The organism is uncultured Maribacter sp. (genome assembly GCF_947496775.1).
Classification (GTDB): domain Bacteria; phylum Bacteroidota; class Bacteroidia; order Flavobacteriales; family Flavobacteriaceae; genus Maribacter_B.
In genome coordinates this window covers 170,159-189,636 of the sequence record NZ_CANMDU010000006.1, presented here as the reverse complement: position 1 = coordinate 189,636, position 19,478 = coordinate 170,159, and the positions used below count along the sequence as shown (strand labels likewise).

16 protein-coding genes are annotated in these 19,478 nt (G+C 33.2%); 8 read left to right on the top strand and 8 right to left on the bottom strand.

Features of this window, described 5'->3' with window-relative positions; translation table 11 throughout:
- Nucleotides 1-11: 11 nt before the first annotated feature.
- Nucleotides 12-2,921, top strand: coding sequence for an FAD-binding and (Fe-S)-binding domain-containing protein (locus Q0856_RS11550; protein ID WP_298505145.1), 2,910 nt, complete (start codon nucleotides 12-14; stop codon nucleotides 2,919-2,921).
- On the opposite strand, the gene Q0856_RS11545 is transcribed toward Q0856_RS11550, so the two are convergent.
- A complete protein-coding gene (locus tag Q0856_RS11545; RefSeq protein WP_298475683.1) occupies nucleotides 2,913-3,788 on the bottom strand; it encodes a UDP-2,3-diacylglucosamine diphosphatase in 876 nt (291 codons plus the stop codon). The genes Q0856_RS11550 and Q0856_RS11545 overlap by 9 nt on opposite strands.
- A 187-nt stretch (nucleotides 3,789-3,975) precedes the next feature.
- Here Q0856_RS11545 and aroC point away from each other — a divergent pair, with 187 nt between their 5' ends.
- The 4 genes from aroC (at nucleotide 3,976) to Q0856_RS11525 (ending at nucleotide 8,041) form a co-directional block, all read left to right on the top strand.
- Nucleotides 3,976-5,040, top strand: a complete 1,065-nt coding sequence (gene aroC / locus Q0856_RS11540; protein WP_298505142.1) for a chorismate synthase — start codon at nucleotides 3,976-3,978, stop codon at nucleotides 5,038-5,040.
- A 77-nt stretch (nucleotides 5,041-5,117) separates the two neighbouring features.
- The gene (locus Q0856_RS11535) at nucleotides 5,118-6,443 is read left to right on the top strand and encodes a dicarboxylate/amino acid:cation symporter (protein ID WP_298505139.1); all 1,326 of its coding nucleotides are present in this window, start codon (nucleotides 5,118-5,120) and stop codon (nucleotides 6,441-6,443) included.
- Nucleotides 6,444-6,541: 98 nt separating this feature from the next.
- Nucleotides 6,542-7,501, top strand: a complete 960-nt coding sequence (locus Q0856_RS11530) for a helix-turn-helix domain-containing GNAT family N-acetyltransferase (protein ID WP_298505137.1) — start codon at nucleotides 6,542-6,544, stop codon at nucleotides 7,499-7,501.
- Between the two features lie 18 nt (nucleotides 7,502-7,519).
- Complete coding sequence (locus tag Q0856_RS11525) at nucleotides 7,520-8,041, top strand: GNAT family N-acetyltransferase (RefSeq protein ID WP_298505134.1); 522 nt, start codon at nucleotides 7,520-7,522, stop codon at nucleotides 8,039-8,041.
- On the opposite strand, the gene Q0856_RS11520 is transcribed toward Q0856_RS11525, so the two are convergent.
- The 4 genes from Q0856_RS11520 to Q0856_RS11505 all read right to left on the bottom strand — a co-directional run bounded on the left by Q0856_RS11520 (nucleotide 8,038) and on the right by Q0856_RS11505 (nucleotide 14,159).
- Nucleotides 8,038-9,285, bottom strand: a complete 1,248-nt coding sequence (locus tag Q0856_RS11520; protein WP_298505132.1) for a mechanosensitive ion channel domain-containing protein — start codon at nucleotides 9,283-9,285, stop codon at nucleotides 8,038-8,040. The genes Q0856_RS11525 and Q0856_RS11520 overlap by 4 nt on opposite strands.
- 91 nt (nucleotides 9,286-9,376) lie before the next feature.
- Nucleotides 9,377-11,470, bottom strand: coding sequence for a mucoidy inhibitor MuiA family protein (locus Q0856_RS11515; protein WP_298505129.1), 2,094 nt, complete (start codon nucleotides 11,468-11,470; stop codon nucleotides 9,377-9,379).
- Nucleotides 11,471-11,577: 107 nt separating this feature from the next.
- A complete protein-coding gene (locus Q0856_RS11510) occupies nucleotides 11,578-11,991 on the bottom strand; it encodes a thiol-disulfide oxidoreductase DCC family protein (RefSeq protein WP_298505127.1) in 414 nt (137 codons plus the stop codon).
- Complete coding sequence (locus tag Q0856_RS11505) at nucleotides 11,988-14,159, bottom strand: DNA mismatch repair protein MutS (protein ID WP_298505124.1); 2,172 nt, start codon at nucleotides 14,157-14,159, stop codon at nucleotides 11,988-11,990. The genes Q0856_RS11510 and Q0856_RS11505 overlap by 4 nt, the downstream gene beginning before the upstream one ends.
- Before the next feature lie 265 nt (nucleotides 14,160-14,424).
- On the opposite strand from Q0856_RS11505, the gene Q0856_RS11500 reads away from it, so the two are divergent.
- The 3 genes from Q0856_RS11500 (at nucleotide 14,425) to Q0856_RS11490 (ending at nucleotide 16,751) form a co-directional block, all read left to right on the top strand.
- The gene (locus Q0856_RS11500; protein WP_298505122.1) at nucleotides 14,425-15,495 is read left to right on the top strand and encodes a DUF6340 family protein; all 1,071 of its coding nucleotides are present in this window, start codon (nucleotides 14,425-14,427) and stop codon (nucleotides 15,493-15,495) included.
- Between the two features lie 69 nt (nucleotides 15,496-15,564).
- The gene (locus tag Q0856_RS11495; RefSeq protein WP_298505119.1) at nucleotides 15,565-16,233 is read left to right on the top strand and encodes a uracil-DNA glycosylase; all 669 of its coding nucleotides are present in this window, start codon (nucleotides 15,565-15,567) and stop codon (nucleotides 16,231-16,233) included.
- A gap of 71 nt (nucleotides 16,234-16,304) precedes the next feature.
- Nucleotides 16,305-16,751 (top strand): response regulator, encoded by a 447-nt coding sequence (locus tag Q0856_RS11490; RefSeq protein WP_298505115.1) that lies wholly within the window; start codon nucleotides 16,305-16,307, stop codon nucleotides 16,749-16,751.
- Nucleotides 16,752-16,761: 10 nt separating this feature from the next.
- Here Q0856_RS11490 and Q0856_RS11485 read toward each other — a convergent pair whose 3' ends face one another.
- From Q0856_RS11485 to Q0856_RS11475, 3 genes are read right to left on the bottom strand one after another with little or no spacing between them, the layout of a single operon-like run.
- Nucleotides 16,762-17,607 carry a substrate-binding domain-containing protein gene (locus Q0856_RS11485; RefSeq protein ID WP_298505113.1) on the bottom strand — a complete coding sequence of 282 codons (846 nt, stop codon included), beginning with the start codon at nucleotides 17,605-17,607 and terminating at the stop codon, nucleotides 16,762-16,764.
- Nucleotides 17,604-18,476 (bottom strand): nucleoside phosphorylase, encoded by an 873-nt coding sequence (locus tag Q0856_RS11480; RefSeq protein ID WP_298505110.1) that lies wholly within the window; start codon nucleotides 18,474-18,476, stop codon nucleotides 17,604-17,606. Before Q0856_RS11480 ends, Q0856_RS11485 begins: the two co-directional genes overlap by 4 nt.
- Nucleotides 18,477-18,481: 5 nt before the next feature.
- Complete coding sequence (locus Q0856_RS11475; protein WP_298475642.1) at nucleotides 18,482-19,414, bottom strand: DUF1835 domain-containing protein; 933 nt, start codon at nucleotides 19,412-19,414, stop codon at nucleotides 18,482-18,484.
- Nucleotides 19,415-19,478 lie beyond the last annotated feature (64 nt).

The window sequence follows — 19,478 nt, the reverse complement described above, 5'->3', positions numbered from 1 at the left end:
ATTGTACCGCTTTGGATAAAATAGTTTTACAGGATTTAGGGAGTAAGTTAGAGGGAAATTTACGGATTGATAATTTAAGCAGAACCTTATATGCTACAGATGCATCTGTTTACAGAAAAATTCCAATGGCAGTGGCTTTTCCTAGTACTGTAGCTGATATAAAAGAATTAATACATTTTGCTAATACGCATAAAATAGGTTTAATACCAAGAACCGCAGGTACTTCTTTGGCCGGGCAATGTGTGGGAGAAGGGATTGTAGTAGATGTATCTAAAAAATTCACAAAAATAATTTCTATTGACCAAGAAAAAAAGCAAGCAACAGTACAACCAGGTGTAATTAGAGATGAATTAAACTTGTATTTAAAGCCGTACGGTTTGTTTTTTGGTCCTAATACATCTACATCTAATCGCTGTATGATTGGTGGTATGGTTGGTAATAATTCTTCCGGTACAACCTCTATTCAATATGGAGTAACACGAGATAAGGTTGTTTCCTTAAAAACGATATTATCAGATGGTTCTGAAGTGGAATTTAAAGAGATTACCGCGGAAGAATATGTTGAAAAAATGAATTCAAACTCATTTGAAGCATCTATTTATAAAAACATCCATAATGAACTGATTAATAGTGATATAAAAAAAGAAATTATATCAGAATTCCCTAAAGAAACAATACATAGAAGGAGTACTGGTTATGCAGTAGATGAACTGTTGGATAATAGTTTGTTTGGAGCATCAGACAAAGGTATAAATCCTTGTATTTTATTAAGTGGGAGTGAGGGAACGCTTGCATTTACAACAGAAATTACAATTAGTTTAGATGATTTGCCCCCACCATTGTCCGCAATGGTAATAACGCATTACAATTCCTTAGAAGATTGTTTAACAGATGTAGCTCCGGTAATGGAGTGTAATTTACAGCTCTGTGAAATGATGGATAAGGTTATTTTGGATTGCACCAAAAATAATAGAGAACAACTTGCGAATCGATTTTTTGTCGAAGGAGACCCAGCAGCTTTACTAATGTTGCAGGTAAATGCGTATACTGAAGAAGATTTAGAAAAGCAAGTAGAAGCTGTACTTAAAAAAGTAAAAGAATCTAATTTAAGTTACGCAGAAGCGGTTTTAAAAGGAGGTGATATAGGTAAGGCTATTGCTTTGCGAAAAGCAGGACTTGGGCTTTTAGGGAATATTGTAGGAGATAGGAAAGCAGTGGCCTGTATAGAAGATACTGCGGTTGCTCTAGAAGATTTAAAGGATTTTATTGGGGAGTTTACCTTAATAATGAAGAAGTATAAGCAGCAAGCGGTGTATTATGCGCATGCTGGTGCCGGGGAATTACACTTAAGACCTATTCTTAATTTAAAGAAAGGAGAGGATGTTGGTTTATTTAGGGCAATAACTACTGAAGTAGCTATTCTTACTAAAAAATATAGAGGTTCCTTCAGTGGGGAACATGGAGATGGTATTGTTAGAGCGGAATTTATTCCTTTAATGATTGGGGATAAGAATTATCAGCTATTAAAAAGAGTAAAGTCTTACTTTGATCCTAATAATATTTTTAATCCAGGAAAAATCGTAGATGCGTACCCAATGGACGAATCTCTGCGTTACGAAATAGATCGCAAAGAACCTGAAATAAAAACGCTATTAAATTTTTCGGATAGTGAAGGAATTTTAAAGGCGGCAGAAAAATGTAATGGTAGTGGAGATTGTCGTAAGACGCACCACATGGCAGGTGCCATGTGTCCAAGTTACCAAGCGACAAAAAATGAAAAGGATACTACGCGTGGTAGAGCAAATGCTTTGCGAGAATTTTTAACTACTTCTGATAAAGAAAATAAGTTCGATAGTAAAGAATTAAAAGAGGTGTTCGATTTGTGTCTTAGTTGCAAAGCATGTTCTAGTGAATGCCCTAGTAATGTAGATGTAGCGACTTTAAAAGCAGAGTTTTTGTATCAATACCAAGAAATAAATGGATATCCGTTGCGAGCAAAACTCTTTGCGCATAGTACTAAGATGAATCGTTTAGGGAGTAAAGTGGCTGGACTTACTAATGCCATGTATGATTCTAATTTTATTAGTAGTCTCATAAAGAAAACTTCCGGTGTTGCCAAAAAAAGAACGCTTCCTAAAGTTTCAAGTGTTAATTTCAATAAACATCTTCAATTATTTAATAATAAAGAATATACAACTAATACAAAAGTAGTTTTATATATAGATGAATTTACGAATTACCTAGATGTGGAGTTAGGGAAAGATGCTATTGAGGTTTTAACTAGATTAGGGTATAATGTATCTCTATATTATGGAGAAAGTGGTAGAACCTATATTTCCAAGGGGTTCTTGAAGCAAGCAAAATCTCTAGCTTTAAAAAATATAGAAAAATTAAAACCAATAGCGGCTAAAAACATTCCAATTGTAGGCTTAGAGCCATCCGCTATATTAACATTTAGAGATGAGTATAAGCGTTTTTCTGAAGATACGGAAGCATTAGATGCGATATCAAAAAATACATTTATTATAGAGGAGTTTATTGCTTTGGAAATAAAAAAAGGAATTCTTACTTCCGATTTATTTACTAAAGAAGCTAAGGAAGTAAAAATACATAACCATTGCCATCAAAAATCATTGTCTAATCAAAAAGTTACTTTCGATATGTTGAATTTACCAGAGAATTATAAGGTTTCTATTATTAGTTCTGGTTGTTGCGGAATGGCAGGGTCTTTTGGCTATGAAGAGGAGCATTATGAAGTTAGCATGCAAGTAGGGGAGTTAAAGTTATTCCCTGCGGTAAGAAACTCATCTAGAGAAACTATAATTGCTGCTAATGGCACAAGTTGTAGGCATCAAATTCATGATGGTACGAAAAGGCAGGCATTGCACCCTATTACCATATGGAAAGAGGCTTTAATCTAATATTTTTTCTTTTTTAAGGGCTGCTTTTGTTTTTAGTTTCGTGGGTATGGCGGTATATAAAGAGCTTACAAGTTCGTGAATTGTTTTGCTTTTTAATTCCTCGTCAACAAAAAAAGGAATTAACTTATCATGACTGTATCTGTATATTTTCCAGCGTTTAAAGGAATATTCAAGTGCAGTTAAATTTTCCACCCAATCTCCTGAGTTTAAATAAGTGCATTTTCCTTTGTCGGTAAAAAAGATTTCTTTTTTAGGTAGATGGGTGTGTCCGCATACAACATAAGAGTATCCATTATCAATTGCTAGCTCTGTAACAGTTTTTTCAAAATTATCTATGGTTTTGATGTTGTTAGAGATACCTTTTTTTAACTTGTCTGATAAGGAATATCGAGGCTTTCCTAATTTTTTAAAAAACCAGCTATTACATTTATTTATAAAATGTAACAGCTGGTAGCCAACAGAGCCAATTTTAGCAATCCATTTACTGTTTTTGGTGGAAATATCGAAAATGTCTCCATGAAAAAACCAAGCTCTTTTACCATCTAATTCTAAGACAAGCTTATTGGTTATTTTTAGATTGCCTTTAAAAGCAGAGCTAAACCTTCTTAATCTTTCATCGTGATTGCCTGTTATGTATACAACCTTAGTTCCTTTTGAGGCCATGCTTAAAATCTTTCGAATTACCTTTAAATGAGAATTTGGGAAGTATTCAGGAGATTCGTTCCAGGTGTCTAGTATATCGCCATTTAGAATTAAGGTTTTTGGTTGTATGCTATTTAAATAATTTATCAATTCTTGCGCATGACTTTTTGAAGTACCCAAATGAACATCAGATATAACAGCTAGTTTAATTTTCCTTTTTTTCAATGTATATGATATTTCTTACAAATTAAGCCATTAGTTATAAATTTAAAGTCAAGCCGAAATCAAAAAAACTTAATAAAAAGGTTAATAAAATGAGAATTAAGTAAAGAATGCGTTATACGGGTATTAAGGCGGTTCTTAATTTCGGTTTTTATGATATAAAAATTACCTTTGCAGTAAACAATACTATATGGCTGGTAATACTTTTGGAAACCTATTTAAGTTAATGACATTCGGAGAGTCTCATGGTGTTGCTATTGGTGGAGTTATAGATGGGTGTCCGTCAGGAATAACTTTAGATTTTGAAGCAATACAAGAAGAATTAAATAGAAGAAAACCTGGGCAGTCTGCGATTGTTACGCAAAGAAAAGAACCAGATTCCGTAGATTTCCATTCTGGTATATTCGAAGGAAAAACAACAGGAACTCCAATAGGGTTTGCTATATTTAATACCAATCAAAAATCACACGATTACGGCCATATAAAGGATTCTTATAGACCATCGCATGCGGATTATGTGTATGATAAGAAATATGGCTTTCGAGATTATAGAGGAGGAGGAAGAAGTTCGGCGAGAGAAACAGCAAGCAGGGTAGTTGCGGGAGCAATTGCTAAGCAGTTTTTAAGCGGTATTACATTTAATGCATATGTTTCTCAAGTGGGGGATTTAAAATTAGATAAAGACTATTCGGAATTAGATTTTTCACTTACAGAAACGAATCCTGTTCGTTGTCCAGATCCTGCAATGGCAGAAAAAATGGAGAATTATATCAAAGAAGTGCGTAAAGAAGGGGATACAATTGGGGGTATTATTTCTTGTGTTATAAAAAATGTGCCTATTGGATTGGGAGAGCCGGCTTTTGATAAACTTCATGCAGAGCTTGGAAAAGCAATGTTATCTATAAATGCAGTAAAAGGATTTGAGTACGGTAGTGGTTTTGAAGGAGTGGCAATGAAGGGGAGCAAGCACAATGATAAGTTCAATTCGGATGGAACAACTCAAACTAACTACAGTGGTGGCATTCAGGGAGGTATAAGCAATGGTATGGATATTTACTTTAAGGTTGCATTTAAGCCAGTCGCAACGGTAATTCAACCGTATGAAACCATAGATAAGAAGGGAAATATGGTAAAAACCCAAGGTAAAGGGCGTCATGACCCTTGTGTGGTTCCAAGAGCAGTGCCTATTGTGGAGGCTATGGCTGCATTGGTTATAGCGGATTACACTCTTATAAACAGAACTATCCAACGATAGATATTATATTTTTCATGGTTTGTCCGTCTAATTAGGTATCTTTCTACCTTTAAAACTGACTAATTAAAACGGATTAAATGAAAAAACTAGAATTGCATTGGCAAATTCTAATAGGTATGCTATTAGGTATTGTCTTTGGTTTTGTTATGACCCAATTAAATTGGGGGGGGTCTTTTGTATCTAATTGGATTAAGCCCTTAGGTACTATTTTTATTAAACTCTTAAAGCTCATTGCAATTCCCTTAATATTAGCTTCATTAATTAAGGGTATATCGGATTTAAAAGATATTTCTAAATTCAAAAATATAGGTTTACGAACTATTGTAATTTATATTTTAACAACAGTGGTAGCAATTACTATTGGTTTGGTTTTAGTTAATATTACCAATCCGGGAGACGGAATATCTGAAGAAACAATTAATAAACTTACTAGCACATATGCTCAAGATAGTGGCGTATTATCTAAAATAAAAGAAGCAACTAATCAAAAAGGGGCAGGACCGCTACAGTTTTTAGTAGATATGGTTCCGGATAATGCTGTTAAAGCCCTAGGGAGTAATAGTTTAATGTTGCAAGTTATCTTTTTTGCCATATTTTTAGGAATAAGTATGCTGTTGATAGGGGAAGAGAAAGCAAAACCGTTAAAAGATTTTTTCGATTCATTGAATGACGTGGTTCTTAAAATGGTCGATTTAATTATGCTTTCGGCTCCATATGCAGTTTTTGCACTTTTATCTAGTGTGGTGGTTTCATCGAGTGATCCAGATTTGTTATTAGCATTGCTTAAATATGCAATGGTCGTTGTCATAGGACTTCTTTTAATGATTGTTTTTTACTGTATTGTAGTTGGTATTTATACAAAGAAAAGTCCGTTTTGGTTTTTAAAACAAATAAGCCCAGCGCAACTATTAGCATTTTCTACCTCTTCTAGTGCTGCAACTTTGCCAGTTACTATGGAAAGGGTAGAGGAGCATATTGGTGTAGATAAGGAAGTTTCGAGTTTTGTCCTTCCGGTTGGGGCTACTATTAATATGGACGGTACAAGTCTGTATCAAGGGGTGGCAGCTGTGTTTATAGCACAAGCTTTAAGCTTTGATCTTACTTTGGCAGACCAGCTAACTATTGTATTAACGGCTTTATTGGCCTCAATAGGTTCTGCCGCTGTTCCTGGGGCAGGAATGGTTATGTTGGTAATAGTGTTGGAATCTGTAGGTTTCCCACCAGATAAGTTTGCGGTTGGTTTGGCGTTAATATTTGCTGTAGATAGGCCTTTAGATATGTGTAGAACAGTTATAAATGTTACCGGAGATGCAACTGTTTCTATGGTGGTAGCGAAATCTGTTGGTAAATTAGGAGAGCCACATGTAAAAGAATGGGATGATCATTTAGAGGATGTAATATGATATTTATTGTAGTTTAGAAAAGGTAAAATAATCTAGTTATTCTTAATTAGATTATTTTTTTGTTATATTAGTAACTGGTTACGTACTTTAAAACATATATGATGAATTTCGATGAAATAGGAGAAATGGTCATTGGTAGTAGGCTAAGAGCTTTAAGTGAAACAATTACAAAGGATGCAAAAGTTATTAACGATATGTACCATGTTGACCTTAAGCCTAAATGGTTTCCAGTGTACTATTACTTATCCAATCAAGAAAGTGAAAGTTCCATTACCACTATTGCCAAAGCTATAAATCATTCACATCCTTCCGTTATCAAGATTGTAAAAGAGATGTTGGCCGCTGGTTTGGTAAAAGAAAAAAAAGATAAATCGGATGGTAGAAAAAATAATATTTTGCTTACTACCAAAGGAAGGCGAATATCAAAAAACATTGCTGTTCTATATTCCGATGTGGATAATGCTATAAAAAAAGCGCTTTCTAATACAAAACATAACTTGTGGCATGCCCTTCAGGAATTTGAATTTTTACTAAATGAAAAATCACTAGTAAATAGAGTTTTAGAACAACAAAAGAAAAGGGAATCCCAAAATATAGATATAGTTGCCTATTCTTCAATATATAAATCTGATTTTAAGAAATTAAATGAAGAATGGATTCTTAAATATTTCAAAATTGAGGATGCAGATAAAAAAGCTTTGGACAATCCGGAAGCATATATTTTAAATAGGGGAGGAAAAATTCTAGTGGCACTTGATAATAGGGAGGTATTAGGTGTTTGCGCTTTATTAAAAATGAATCATGAAATTTATGATTATGAACTTGCGAAAATGGCAGTATCACCAAATGCGCAGGGAAAAGGGGTTGGCTTTTTACTTGGTAAGGCCATAATTAAAGAAGCTAAATTATTAGGAGCTAAAAACGTATATCTGGAGAGTAATACCATATTAAAACCAGCTATTTCTTTATACCAAAAACTAGGTTTTACTAAAGTTTTTGGTAATGAGACTCCTTATGAAAGAAGTAATATACAAATGGAGCTAATTTTGAAACATTAGTTTTACAACACCAATATTATGGTACAGGATTATATTGTAAGAAAGGCGAAACCAGAAGAGTATAAAGAAATAGGTAGATTAATGATTACTGTTTATTCTACACTCAAGGGTTTCCCTAACGAAAATGAACAGCCTGATTATTATAAAATGTTAGCTAATATTGTGGATTTTGCTAAAAAAGAAGACACCGATTTGCTAGTAGCTGTTACTGTAGATAAAACTATTGCAGGTGCGGTTGTTTATTTTGGAGATATGCAGCATTATGGTTCCGGAGGAACCGCTACAAAGGAAAAAAATGCCTCAGGGTTTAGGCTACTCGCAGTAGATGTTTCTAAAAGGGGAGAAGGGGTTGGGTCTTTGTTAGTAAAAGAATGTATTACTAAAGCGAAAGACAAAAAAGCACTGCAATTAATTATACATACCACAGATGCAATGAAAATTGCATGGAAAATGTATGAAAACATGGGATTTAAAAGGGCTTTTAATTTAGATTTTATGCAAGGAGCCCTAAAAGTTTATGGATTTAAACTGCGTTTTTAATCCTTTTTAAAATTAGAGCTACTAGGTAATTCAAACCCTTCTAAATTAAAATAAGGAATTGCCGCAATTAAATGATCAAAAATGTCGGCCATAATGTATTCATAGTTTTCCCATCGTTTATCCGAACTAAAAGCGTAAATTTCTATAGGTAAACCTTGGCTGGTAGGCGCTAGTTGCCTGGCCATTATCATCATCTCTTTATTTATTCCTGAATGATTGTTTAGATATAAGTCCACATATTTTCTAAACACACCAATGTTTGTTAAGTTTCTCCCGTTAATTAAGGTAGACTTATCTATCTCATTTTCTTGGTTGTAATCGGTAATATCTTTTTCTTTAGACGATAAATAAGGAAGGAGCAGGCCAATACTTTTTAAGCCCTCTAGTTCACTTTTTTCTAAAAAGTGTACACTTTCTTGTTTTATGAGTAAAGCGCGCTTAATTCGTCTCCCTTGTGCATTAGTCATGCCTCTCCAGTTTCTAAAAGAGTCAGAAATTAGTGCATACGTTGGTATAGTGGTAATGGTTTTGTCGAAATTCTGCACTTTTACTGTAGAGAGGTTAATTTCTATAACATCTCCGTCCGCACCGTATTTTTCAAAGGTTATCCAATCCCCAATACGGACCATGTCATTAATAGAAACTTGAATACTAGCAACAAAACCAAGGATAGTGTCCCTAAAAACTAATATTATTACAGCAGAAGCGGTTCCTAGAGCGGTAAGGAATTTCCATAATTCCATTCCCGTGATAATAGAAAAGGCAAATAGAATGCCAATTGCCCAGGAGAAAATCATGAAGACCTGTATATAGCTATCAATAGGTTTATCTTTTAAATTGGGAAGTGTTTTAAAGAAATCCTTGAGAGTATTTAATAGACTACGAACAATCCAAAGAAAAAGTACAATACCAAAAACTTCAATTCCTTTAAATAATATATTTTCTAATTTAGGGAAATCTCTAAAAATGTAAGGAACAGTTTCATATGCAATAAGAATAGGTATAATATGTGCAATATTGCGTGGTGTTTTATTGCGAACCAGAAAATCATCAAACTTTGTTTTAGAGTTACTTGTGAATCTACCAAACGTATTTACTATGATTTTTCGAATAATAAAATCAATCAAAAAAAGTACTAAAACAAGCGCCGTTGCTAAAATTAATACGTTTATATATTTTGCCCAAACTTCCGTTGCGCCAGCTTCTATTAAGTAATCGTAAATCCAATGTGATATAATCTCCATAATTATTTCATTAATATAATGCTTCTATGTTCATCACAAAAAAACACCTAATACAAAATTAGGTGTTTTAAAGGTAATAACGGCATTATTGTTATAGTGAAATATGTTTGTACTTGGGGTGCTTAACTTGGTATGAAAAGTTTAGTTTTTCTGTTTGATTGGGTGGCATTTTCAGTTTCCAGCTTAGAATTCCTTTTTTGCTATTGTAGTCTGCCGAATGTGTTTCTGCATTATCTACCTTTATTTCTTTGTTTTGAGATACAGGAATGCGATCCATAATTTTTATGGAAATAGGGGTGGTTTTATTGTTTTTAACCTCCAATAGATACTCCTTATTTAAAATACGATTACTACCTGCAAAGGATTTACTTTTAAAGGCCTTTATTCTTTTTCTGGTAACAGTAATGTTGTCATCTATACCTAAAGATAGGGTCATTTCTTTTTTTACAGTGTAAGGGTCAATCGTTGTTTTTCCGGCAAAAGAACCATTAAAATATACACTAGCTTCTCCTGGTAAAAGATTGTATTTTTCCCAATTTTTAAAGGTAGCAGTTAAAAATACATTCTCATTTAGTACCGGTATAGTTAGATATTCGTATTCGGCATCTAGAGTAAAAGTATTTATCTCTATGGCTGTTATATCGGCATCAGAAGTTATCGTATATGATTTTTTTATCTGAAATACAGTCTGAATTACTTCTTCTTTAGTAGTGCTTTTCTTTGTCGTTATTGCTACAATACCATTAGTACCTCTAGAACCATATATGGAAGTGGCGTTTTCCCCTTTTAAAACTTCTATGGATTGTATTTCGTTGGTGTCTAGGTCGCCCTCTACAAAATTTTCGGAAATCATACCATCAATAACATATAAAGGAGGTTTTGGTGGGGAATAAGAACTTTTTGAAATAGAGCCTATTCCTCTTATTTGCACTCCAGCAGCTCTACCACTTAATGCTCTCTCAACATTTACAGAACGTACAGCCCCGGTTAATTCCCTTTTAGTACTAGTTCCGTATCCAACAACTACAACTTCTTCGAGCATGGAAGCATCTTCTTCCATTTGTATATTCATAACCGATGAAAAAATAGGAATATCTTGCGTTACAAAACCTAAATAAGAAAACTCCAATTCCTGTCCTTGGGTAATTTTAAGAATAAAATTACCATCGAAATCGGTTTGTGTGCCTTGGGAAGTTCCTTTAATTATTACACTTACACCGGGTAATGGCATTCCTGCTTCATCTAGGATAGTACCTGTAACTTGCTTTACCGATGGGTTGTAATGGTACTTACTTTTTTTAATAGAACTAACGCTGGACTTGGTTTTGTAGCCATTCGTAAAATTTAGATACTTGGTTCCTAAATTGGGCTTGGCAACGTTAGTATTTGGGTTTCCGGTGGATAAATTAATTTTTACTTGCTCCCAATCATTTCCAGTTTTTTGATAAACATGTGCTTTATATGTTAATTTTAAAGGAGCATTAATGACTTTAGATTTAATATCGTAGGTTGGTATCCACCCGGCATCAGTAACAATATAGGAAAACTCTAGATTTAAATTTGTGGATATAGGTGCGTCAAAAACAATAGTTAATTCGCCTTGTTTCTTTTCTGGTGCTTGGTTTAGCTCTTTTAATTGTTTAGTTATGGCACTTTTTTCTTGAGATAAGGTGTTAATTTTAAGTTTAGTGGAATAAATAGTATTCTTAATAGCCGTAATTCGTTCTCTGTAATAAGTGCTAATTTCCTTTATTCTTGCTAAATCTACCGACTGTGTCTCGGAACTGATTAGTCTATTTTTTTGTATTACTTTTTCTTCCTCTTCTAACCCTTTTATGGTATTATTAAATAGTGCTATTTTATCTTCTACGGTCTCTATTTGTTTTTCTAAAAACTCTATTTCTGGTTTATTCTTTGATTTTGCTAAATAATTAATGTCGTAAGACATGGATAGGATAGAAGTAGCCTGTAGACCTGAAATTTGAATACTAGTCTCATCAACTTTCGTAGACAATCCTGTAAAAGTCATTTGCGTAGTTCCTTCTTTTAATAAAAAAGAAGCATTTCTTGTAATTTCTGCACCGCTTAAATATACAGTTACTTCTTTGATTTTAGATGGAATCTGATGATCGTTTCCCAAAGTAATTAATGGAAATAGACATAAAAAGAAGATAATTTTTTTCATAAGTTTTTGTATTGGTTATACGGTAAACTTATGTTTAGAATAGATTCTTAAAAAGAGATAATGGGTGTATGAAGTGTTTGAATGAGTAAAAACTCCATTTGACTTAGTTAGTCTAAAAACCTAGCTTTTAATTCTGGCGTAGGTACCATACATTGCTCTTTTTTACCATACCAGTTATACCTATTCTTTGCGATAAAATCGTATACGAAATCTCGAAAACCTTTCGGAAATACTTTAAATAAGTGGATGAACTTCCATGGGGTGCTTAAGTTTTTTGCAATTTCTAAAGCAGCATCCGATTTTGTGTAATACACTACATTTGGCTCTATTAGGATTATAGAATCTACTTTCTTGGTATTAATTCCCCTTTCCGCTAATAACTGTTGCCCAGTTTTGCTTTGCAAAGGAGCAAAAAGAAACTCTTCTTTTTTATCTCGTTTAATAGCAAATTGAATAGCACCATTGCAAAGATTGCATACGCCATCAAACAAAATAATTTTTTTAGTTTTAGGAGGTGTCATTTTTTTCTTTCCACTAATTCTAATTGGTCTACGTGCGCATTAGTTGTAAAAATACCATAATTTATAAAAGCCTTGTTTTTTTCTAATTTATCAATGCTTCCCACAGATTTTCCATCTAACAAACGAACCCGATCTCCTACTTTAAAAATAGTTTTTGGTTTGTTCTTTTCCTTTACAATAGCTTTTTTCTTCTCCACCTTTTTTTCTTGGCGAATAATCTGTACTTTTTCTATAACTTCTTTTTCAGTAACCGCTTTTTTTGCTTTTTCTATTTTTATTTGTTTGGTAGTTTTCTTTTTTCGCTTGCTATTTTCTGTTTCTACTACCCTGAGCATTTCTGAAACCAAAATACGCTTCTTTTTATCCCTAAAATAACGTTCAGCAAGGGTATTTACTTTGTTTCCAAGATAAATCATACGCTGATTGTGGTCATATAATTCTTGGTAATTCTCTAGTTTAGACTTTATTTTGGCGTTTAATTCTTCTAGTTTTCTACCTTCTTCACGGGCTTTACTTTCTTCTTCTTGAAGTCTAGAGCCCGTTTGGACCATTTTACTGCGTTCTTTTTGCATTTTGCTTATGGTGGCATCAAAACGTACTTTACCTCGTTCTATCTTCTTCTTTGCCTTGTTTATAAGACTATATGGAATTCCATTTTTTTGCGCAACTTCAAAAGTAAAGGAGCTACCGGCTTCCCCTAGAACTAATTGAAAAGTAGGTTCTAAGGTTTTTCCATTAAATAGCATATTCGCATTAGAAATATGTGGAAGTTCGTTCGCTAGTAATTTTAAATTAGCGTAATGCGTGGTAATTACACCATATGCTTGTCGTTCATAAAATACTTCTAAAAATGTTTCCGCAAGTGCTCCTCCTAATTCTGGATCACTACCGGTACCAAACTCATCAATTAAAAACAAAGTGTTAGAATTACATTTGCGTAAGAATTGGTTCATGTTTTTAAGACGATAACTATATGTACTTAGTTGATTTTCAATAGATTGGTTATCTCCTATATCTGTTAGTATTTTATTAAACAAACACATTTTACTTCGCTCATGAACAGGTACCAGTAGACCGCTTTGTAACATTAACTGTAATAAACCTATGGTTTTTAGTGTGATACTTTTTCCTCCGGCATTAGGACCAGAGATTACAATAATCCGGTTTTCTGAATGCAATTCTATGGTTTGCGGATATGTTTTTTCCTTTTTTATCTTATTACTTAAGAAGAGCAAAGGGTGGTACGCATCTCTAAGGTACATTTGTTTTTCTTCGCTAATTTTAGGCAAAAGAGCATTCATTTCTGAAGCATATTTTGCTTTTGCAGAAGTTATATCCATATGACATAAAAAGCGCTGATATTCAGCTAATAAGTAGCTAAATGGCCTAATGTACCCCGTTAACTCATTAAGAATTCGCTGAATCTCTTCCTTTTCGTCGAACTCTAAATTATTAAGTTCTCTACTATAGCGAAGTGTAGCCTCGGGTTCAATATAAATAATGCTTCCTGTTTTAGAAGAGCCCATTACGGAACCTTTAATTTTCTTACGATACATAGCTTTAACAGCTAAAACTCTTCGATTTTCTACAACAGATTCCCGAATATCATCTAAATAATCTGAACTTTGGTAGGTGTTTAATGCGGATAAAAAACTTTGGTTAATTTTTCCTTTTACCTGATTTTTTTGTCTACGAATGCTTAACAAGGTGTTAGACGCATTGTCTTTTATTTCTCCAAACTTATCAATTACACCATTGATTAATGCTGGAATTTCGGTGTTTACTTCAAAATTCTCAGTATATTCAAAAAGTAAAGGAAAATATTCTTTAAACTTTTTAAAGAACTTTTTATGTGTTACTACCGTGGTGCAAATGCTACTAATTCTTCTAAATCCCACTAATTCCAGAGTGGTATTCTCAATTTTTAAAAGTTTTAACTCATTATTAATACTATCAAAACTATGGGCTGGAATTTTATTTTCACTAATTAAGGATGACAGGTATTCCGAGGTTTGACCGAGGACCTTCTTTAATTCTAGAGTATCGGAAATAGGAGCTACAAGTAATGCATGCTCTTTTCCTAATTCGGTAAGACTTCTTGCTGCAATTTGCTTTAGCACCGTTGGGAACTCTAAATCTTGTAATGTCTTGCTATGTATACTTTCCATGTAAATCTTGGTAGATTACAAAGGTAGGCATTGGGGCTGAATTGAAAAATTATTAGCCTTTTGGTTGGGTGTTACGCAATACTGTAAATCATAATATGAGAAATAGTGATTTTAGTTGTTTGTGTTATTTGTTTGATTATAAATAAATTATAGTTAAAAATTCAGGCGGAGAAATGCAATAAAGTTACTATATAAACTGTTTTATACCTACGGTTATAAATGAGGAAAAGTGGAGAATCGGTATAAACACAAATTAAACAGTAGAATGAAATCATTACATATAAAACCAGTATTGCTATTATTTCTGGTCTTTTTTAGCTCCTGTAGTACTACTAAAGAATATATTTTAGTGACTTTGGAGCCTGCTTCTGTAGAATTAGAATCTAATATTAAAAGGATTGGTATAATTAACGAAAGTCTAGTACAACAGCAAAAGGAATATGAAAATAGGATAGAACAAATTCTTTCTGAAAAGGACTTGCAATTAGATAAAGAAGGAAAAAAAGCCGCTATTGCAGGGTTGTTTGATGAACTGCTAAAAGATAAACGATTCGATACCATAAAGATAATCGAAGGAATTCCTGCCACGCATAAAAGTAGGAAAGAATCGTCAGAAGAAATATCATGGTCCAAGGTAGAGACGTTGTGTAAAGAACATAATGTAGATGCTATTTTTTCTTTATCGCATTATGATACAGAAACGCAAGTTTCTCTACGAAAAAAGAAGATTTTACAAGCCAACATGCTTCGAGTAAAAGAAAAAGTACGAGGTAATGAAATTACATTAGAAACCTTAATAGAAAATGGATGGCGTATTTATAATCCCAAAAATAAGCAAGTAATAGATGAAATGGTATTTACGGAGGTTTTGGAATCTAAAGCAGAAGGTATTACCCCTGTACAAGCTTTAATTGCCATTGAGGATAGGGTAAAAGAAGTAAGCAAGCAAAGCAAAAATAAAGGTGAGGCTTATGGCATGCGCTTATTGCCAAGTGAAAACGGAGTAGTACGTAAGTATTTTATTAAAGGAGGTTCGGAATTACAACTCGCACATAGTTATGTTGAAGTTGCCGATTGGGAATCCGCGGTTAAAGTATGGGAATCTTTGCAATTTAATACCGATTTAAAAGTAAAAAGCAGGGCAATTTACAATTTAGCTTTTTATGAAGAAATAAAAGGAAATCTAGGAGGAGCTCTATATTTAGCGAATAAAGCTCAAGAAATACAATCTTCCAAAGTTTACCAGTACTATGTAAAAGCTTTACAAGAGCGAATAGAAGAGAATGAAATTGTAAAAGAACAATTAGCAAGAACTTATTTTCAAGAAGTATTTTAATTCTTTTTTAAATTACATATTTTTAAAAGTATTAAAATCTCGGTTATCGAGTAAATAGATATTTCTGAAATGATAGATTCCTTAGAAAATTCATGGAGACAAGTACTTTCTCATGAGTTCAATAAAAAATACTTTAAAGAATTAGAAAGTTTTGTAGTTAGTGAGTACGCAGATAATACGTGCTACCCGGAAATGCAAAATATTTGGTCAGCTTTTAATTATTGCAGCATAGAAAATGTTAAAGTGGTTATTATCGGGCAGGATCCATATCATGGGGAGGGACAGGCAAACGGACTTTGTTTCTCAGTTAAGGATGGCATTCGTCATCCACCATCCTTAATAAATATATTTAAAGAAATTACTACAGATTTAAATTGCACCTATCCCGTAAGCGGTAACTTAGAAAGATGGGCTAAACAAGGTGTTTTATTACTAAATGCAACCTTAACTGTAAGGGAGGCGCAACCAGGGAGTCATCAAAAAAAAGGATGGGAAACCTTTACGGACGCTGTTATTCGTATTATTTCAGAGTCCAAGAAAGATGTTGTTTTTTTACTTTGGGGTGGGTATGCAAAGAAGAAAGCCAAACTAGTAGATAAAAAGAAACATGTTATTTTGGAATCCGGACATCCATCTCCTTTGAGTGCAAATAGAGGATATTGGTTCGGAAATAGGCATTTTAGCATCTGTAATCGAATGTTACACAACAAAAATGAAAAAAAAATCGACTGGAAGTAGGATTTTTCGTTATTTATACATAGATTTAATAGTGTAAATTCTTACATTGTATTAACTTAAACAAAAAAACCATGACCTCGAGCAATTTTACACACTTAAAGTCCATATTATTAATAGACGACGATGAATCTAGTAACTTCCTGAATACTATATTTATAAACAAGCTTGATTTAGATATAGATGTGCACGCTACACTTAATGGGCAAGAGGGTCTTGATTTTATAATGAATAACGGAGATTTTGAGGGAGATGATGTGTTATCTACTCCTTGTATGATTATGTTAGATATTAATATGCCATTAATGAACGGATGGCAGTTTATGGAAAAATACGAAGAATTAGTACCCAAGTCCCTAAAAGAACAAATTTTCATTGTTTTGGTGACTATTAGTGATAGTATAGAGGATAAAAGAAAAGCAAAAGAAAACCCATATATCAACGAGTTTATACAAAAACCATTGTCTGATATTAAGTTCAAAAAATTAATAAACAAACATTTTAAGGAAGTAATAGTTTAGTTTATACTGACTAGTATAAAATATCACTCCCTTTTAAAGATTGACTAATTAGGTTCAAAGTAGACAAACTATCTTGGACCTTTTTTAGTGTATTTATATTTAACTGTTTTTGGCTCCATTGCGTAATAGCCAGCCATTCTTGTATGTCTTCTAGTTTTTGTTCGTACCGATTAGCTAATGTTCGGTCTATGCTAGGAATAGATTTAAACTCTTTGGAATAGGTATTAATAACCTCTAAAACATGTTTTAATAATGTGTTGTTTTCCGTTAAGAATTTTTGTGTTCCTGCAATTACGAAGCATGGCCATGGGGTAGGGCAATCTCCTAAACGTCTAAAAGTATTGTCATCTACTAAAGGTTTTGTGGTAAAATGCTCCCACATAAAATAATCGGCATTGCCATTAGCTAAACCATCTATGGCTCCATTTAAATTATTAATAATTTCAAACTGTAGATTAGCCGTATCCCATTTTTGTTCTTGGGCATTTACATAAGCCATAAGATGACTACCACTACCTAACCTACTAATTGCGCCCTTTGTGTTTTTAAGGTCGTTAATAGTTTGGTATGGACTGTTGTAATCTACGTGAATTCCCCATAATAATGGAGAACCAATATATTCTTGAACAATTTTAGTGGGATTACCCTCGGTAATGCTCTTAATAATTCCTTCTGTAAGTATAATGGCAAGGTCGGTTTCTTCGTCTTGAAGCATTTGAGACATTCTACCAGTACCTTCAGGAATGTCTGCCCATTGTAAATCGATACCTCTTTCTGCGAATGCGCCTTCTTCTATAGCAAGATGCCAGGGCAAATTAAAATGCTCTGGTACCCCAATTATTTTTACTGTTTTCAATCTTTTGTGAGTTTATCTAGGGTGTATTTAATAAGGTTGTCTATAGCCAAAGCGGGATTTTTAGAAAATTCTCCGGTACTTCTATTGGCTATAATGCAATTTAAAGAAACCGCACTATGTCCCAAGAGTTTAGAAAGTGCATATATTGCAGAAGTTTCCATTTCTAAATTGGTTACTTTTAAAGTCTTATAGGCAAAGGCAGCTAGTTTGGTATTAAAATGTTCATCATCTAATGCTAAACGTAAAACGCGCCCTTGAGGCCCATAAAAGCCGGAGTTTGTTCCAGTAAAACCTAATCGTATATGATTTGAATCTAAGACTTTTCCTAAGTTTTCATCATATTTTATGATATACGGTACTGGTTTATTACTAGACCAATTCGTTTGTTCTACAAATGCCTTTGTAAGTTCTGGGTGTTGAATGTTGTCATTAGTATAGTAATGCAAAACACCATCGAATCCAATTGCATATTCCGATAAGAGAAAAGAATCCACCGGAATATCAGCCTGTATAGAACCGGAAGTTCCTATTCGAATAATTTGAAGTTGTTTGAGGGTCTCTTTTATCTTTCGTTCTTTAAAATCTATATTAGCTAATGCATCTATTTCATTTAAAACAATATCAATATTATCGGTACCAATTCCAGTAGAAATTACACTAATACGTTTTCCATTTAGTGTTCCAGTATGGGTTATGAATTCTCTTTTTTCTTTTTTTACTTCAATAGTGTCAAAATACTTGGACACTTTCGAGACTCTATTTTGATCCCCAACTAAAATTACGGTGTCTGCAAGATCTTCGGGTAATATATTTAAATGGTAAATGCTGCCATCGGCATTTAAAATAAGCTCGGAATGCTCTAGGCTCATATATATTATAGTTTTAATATCCTATCGGAAGCCGTATTGTATAAGAAATTATATTTTAATGCGCCACCAAGATACACTTCGTTATTTTGTATACAAGAATAGTAGCTGGTTTGTTTTTCTAATATTTCTTTTCCTTTTTTTGTTAATCTAACAGGGTTAAAGGAACTAAATAATGGCTTTAGCCTTGTTATTGCCCTTTCGTACTGTAGGTCTGCAAATCCAAAATTTCCTTGATTTGTAAGCACAGTGCCCATAAATTCTTTCTTATTCGCTGGTTTGTGTTCTTTGGCTAAATGTAAAATGTTATTTTCCATAAGATTTAGGCCATTAGATATGCTCGGAAATCTCTGTAAATGGGTTTTAATAGCACTTTCTAAATAAGTAAACTGGTAATTTTTAAAATCTGTTAAGTTTTCTAATCGAATAGGGTTGTCACTACAATATAATTGCCAAACATAGTCGGCATAGGCTATATCATCTTGTGTTAAAACAGTTCTATTGGTGTATAAATTTAAAAGTTGTTCGTTGTTTAACTCGTTAAGAGAATAAAGTTTATCTGTATCATCTTCATTGCCACTACAAACTAAAGTGATTTGTGCATACTTTCTATGAGTCTGTAACCAACTAATAACGGCTAACATGTTTATCTGGCAGAATAAATCATATTCAAACCACAAAACAATATGATCTTGCTTTTTATGATTACATAAAGAACGATATTCTTTTAATGTTTTTTCTATGAACGAAGATTTAGAAACTTTATAATTGGTATGAAGAAATTCATAACGTTCTTTCCAAAAGGATTCACTTCCTACTTGATTAAGCGTTTTGCCTTCGCATAGCATTTCACGCCACGTGATTATTTCGCCTTCTAGCTTTAGAGATTTTAATCGTTTTGTAAAACTATCTCCATTGGTAATATGCAATAGGGAACTCATTTTCAGTGTGGTTTAGGTTGTAAGTACATAAAAGTAACACTTAATATAAAACAATAAAAAATTT

Coding starts and splice junctions, on each gene's coding strand:
- aroC (WP_298505142.1), top strand. CDS start 3,976: ATGGCTGGTAATACTTTTGGAAACCTATTTAAGTTAATGACATTCGGA.
- Q0856_RS11535 (WP_298505139.1), top strand. CDS start 5,118: ATGAAAAAACTAGAATTGCATTGGCAAATTCTAATAGGTATGCTATTA.
- Q0856_RS11530 (WP_298505137.1), top strand. CDS start 6,542: ATGATGAATTTCGATGAAATAGGAGAAATGGTCATTGGTAGTAGGCTA.
- Q0856_RS11525 (WP_298505134.1), top strand. CDS start 7,520: ATGGTACAGGATTATATTGTAAGAAAGGCGAAACCAGAAGAGTATAAA.
- Q0856_RS11520 (WP_298505132.1), bottom strand. CDS start 9,285: ATGGAGATTATATCACATTGGATTTACGATTACTTAATAGAAGCTGGC.
- Q0856_RS11515 (WP_298505129.1), bottom strand. CDS start 11,470: ATGAAAAAAATTATCTTCTTTTTATGTCTATTTCCATTAATTACTTTG.
- Q0856_RS11510 (WP_298505127.1), bottom strand. CDS start 11,991: ATGACACCTCCTAAAACTAAAAAAATTATTTTGTTTGATGGCGTATGC.
- Q0856_RS11505 (WP_298505124.1), bottom strand. CDS start 14,159: ATGGAAAGTATACATAGCAAGACATTACAAGATTTAGAGTTCCCAACG.
- Q0856_RS11500 (WP_298505122.1), top strand. CDS start 14,425: ATGAAATCATTACATATAAAACCAGTATTGCTATTATTTCTGGTCTTT.
- Q0856_RS11495 (WP_298505119.1), top strand. CDS start 15,565: ATGATAGATTCCTTAGAAAATTCATGGAGACAAGTACTTTCTCATGAG.
- Q0856_RS11490 (WP_298505115.1), top strand. CDS start 16,305: ATGACCTCGAGCAATTTTACACACTTAAAGTCCATATTATTAATAGAC.
- Q0856_RS11480 (WP_298505110.1), bottom strand. CDS start 18,476: ATGAGCCTAGAGCATTCCGAGCTTATTTTAAATGCCGATGGCAGCATT.
- Q0856_RS11475 (WP_298475642.1), bottom strand. CDS start 19,414: ATGAGTTCCCTATTGCATATTACCAATGGAGATAGTTTTACAAAACGA.